Consider the following 2837-nt stretch of genomic DNA (forward strand, 5'->3'; position numbering starts at 1 on the left):
CTTGCAAACGGAGTTAGTGATGATATAATAAAATCAGAGGTGGGAAAACTGATGAATGACAAGATGGAAAAGTTTAATCAGGATGAAGAATTACAGTTAATGGCCTTTAACCGCAATTTAAAGAAAGCATCAATTGAAGCCGATATGCAGGACATGTATGATCAGGGAGTTGTTGACGGTATTATTGAAGGTAAACTAATTATGCAGCAAAACATGTTACAATCACAAATCATGAGTAAATATGGTCAGAATGAAAGTAAATGGCTAAAAACATTAGACTTAAAACAGTTAGAAAAGGTTACTGAAGAAATTTTAAAAGATATTACATTAGAAAAGCTAAAAAACAAAATCAATGAATAACTTACTTATAAAAGAAGGTTTAGATCAATTATTTCTAATAAATTTTTAGATAAAGCAGACTTAGCATTGATGCTAAAAACACTTAGTTATCTCAATTTTTAAAGGAAGCAATAAAAGTATCGCTTCCTTTTTATTAATTACCATCTGAACATTTTTGAGCATCTATAGCCAATGCAATCATTAAAACATAAATAGCATTATTAGGATCTACAATATCTAACATATAAGTATCCGTAAAGTTAAAAAGTTGTTTATTTATTGTTGCAATCAAATTATCATCTTCATCAAAAATTTGATAATCCCATTCAAACATATTTCCTTCAACCTGCCAATTATTACAATCAACAATAAATGATGGTCTAAAAAAAGTAAACTCTTTTTTTATTTCGCCAACATATTGATCATGAATAAATAGTTTGAATCGTGGCAAAAAAGTCAAAACTTCTTCTTTAACTGTACCAATATGCATTCCATTACAATCATATATTTGTAATTTATGTCCCCAGCTAAGCTCTCCTTTAACCTGGAATACTACATTTTCTTGTTCATCATAAATATCATAACTATCTAACCATGAAAAAAATCTTTGTTTAAATAATAGTTTCATAAATATCCTTTCCACCTTTAATCTTTATAACTATAGTGTAAAAAATATTCTTTCATATTACAATAATTATCTTTGTTTTATCAATAAAAGAATAAGAGTTATTTAAAATAAGATGATTCTAAGTAATAATCTTATAATCACTACCTTACATTATACAGTTGTTTTATCGTCTAAACTATTTAAAGTAATATTGTTTAATTTATCAAGTGATGTAAGTTGTGTTCTTGCAAGATTTCTTAATTCAATCATTCTTTCTTTTTGTTTTAAGCCTTTACTAATTAAAATTGCATTATAGCTTTCCATATTAGCTAATACCAATAATTCATTAAGACTAGCATAATCTCTTATATTTCCTTTTAGATTAGGATTTTCATCACGCCACTGTTTTGCTCGTTTATTAAACAAGGCAACATTTAGCATATCTGCTTCGCTAGCATATTTGTAGGATAACTGTTCGCTAGTTAAATCTTTTAACAGATATTCTTTGATTGCATCAGTATGAATCTTATAATTAATCTTTGAAATTTCTCTATTTAAATTCCAGCTAAGTGATAACTTTGAATTTTCATCTTCTTTTAGTCTTTGATAATCTTTAATAATATATAGTTCAAATTCAGCAGAAATCCATGAAGCAAATTTAAATGCAATATCTTTATGAGCAAATGTTCCGCCACCTCTTCCTACTTTTACAAATAGACCTATCGCATTAGTGCTTTCTACCCATTTTTTTGGAGATAATGTAAAAGCATTACTACCTGCTTCTTGTAAAAACCCCTCGAATTCGATGGGTTTAAATTTTGGATTATTTAATTGCTCCCATATACCTAAATATTCAATAGTGTTATAGTTTCTCATCCAATTTGCAACAACCACATTAGGTTCTTCTGAATTCTTATATCTTGCAATATCCGTTAAACAAATAAAATCGTTTTTAAAGTCTTCTGTATAAACTTGAATTTCAATACCTTTGGCTTCAATGGTATCTTTTTTTATTTTAGACATAATTTCTCCTCCTCATTGATATGATGTACTTTTTACAACAACTGCCTTATCATAACAGCTCTAAACAACACACCATCTACTTATTTTTTAGTTTTAACTTCAGTAGAAGTCTAAGCCCCCTCATGTTCCCTTGACTATTTATCTCTGTTATCATTATGAGATTGGACAAAACTTTTTTTATTAATTTAATCAATGTTTTTCCAATCTCTTTTTTTATTTCACCTCCACTTTTTTGACCTCTTTGTGATGCTTCGCACCCGACTAATAAGTGTTGGAGATGATTCATTATGTTATTATACTTATCTTCTTATAATGATTACTATTCTTTTGGTTTTGATTCTCATCTTTCGAATGTTTGATTTGCTGGAATCTTCTTTTCTTTATTATGATACGAAATTCCATGCAAAGATCATATATAGATAATCTTTTTTTCTTATTCTAAAATACCTATTCTTGTTAAAGTTTTAGATAATTGCGAGGTATAGAATTCACCAGCTTATTTCCCTGTTTTTAGTGCAATTTGTTCTACTAGATATTTAACAAATCAGCTTTATCAATTTCTTTAATTAAAATTGAAATAATATCACTTTGCTTTAGATTTCCTATTCCTAAACGATTAGAATATGGATTGTTCTAGTCAAATTATCATATTCATCATAAATATCCTTTCCACCTTTAATCTTTATAACTATAGTGTAAAAAATATTCTTTCATATTACAATAATTATCTTTGCTTTATCAAAAAAAAAGAAGTATCACAAAGATACTTCTACTTAGAATCTTTACTAATAATAAAACTTACACCAACATCATGATTTATAGCTTTTACTTTAAAGCCGTACATCGTACATGTTTTATAAACAATTGA

General features: G+C 27.3%; 3 protein-coding genes. 1 reads left to right on the forward strand and 2 read right to left on the reverse strand.

What is annotated here, in order from left to right; genetic code table 11:
* The coding region (locus J7M77_RS02055; RefSeq protein WP_296875496.1) for a hypothetical protein at nucleotides 1-360 on the forward strand (360 nt) is incomplete at its 5' end.
* A 133-nt stretch (nucleotides 361-493) separates the two neighbouring features.
* On the opposite strand, the gene J7M77_RS02060 is transcribed toward J7M77_RS02055, so the two are convergent.
* Both J7M77_RS02060 and J7M77_RS02065 read right to left on the reverse strand, forming a co-directional pair.
* On the reverse strand, nucleotides 494-967 hold the full coding sequence (locus J7M77_RS02060; protein ID WP_296875498.1) for an LURP-one-related family protein: 474 nt from the start codon (nucleotides 965-967) through the stop codon (nucleotides 494-496).
* A gap of 150 nt (nucleotides 968-1117) precedes the next feature.
* Entirely contained in the window at nucleotides 1118-1969 is an 852-nt protein-coding gene (locus J7M77_RS02065; protein ID WP_296875500.1) for a KilA-N domain-containing protein, read from the reverse strand.
* Between the last annotated feature and the right edge of the window lie 868 nt (nucleotides 1970-2837).

The organism is Thomasclavelia sp. (genome assembly GCF_017889095.1).
In the GTDB taxonomy this organism is placed as follows: Bacteria; Bacillota_I; Bacilli_A; order Erysipelotrichales; family Coprobacillaceae; genus Thomasclavelia.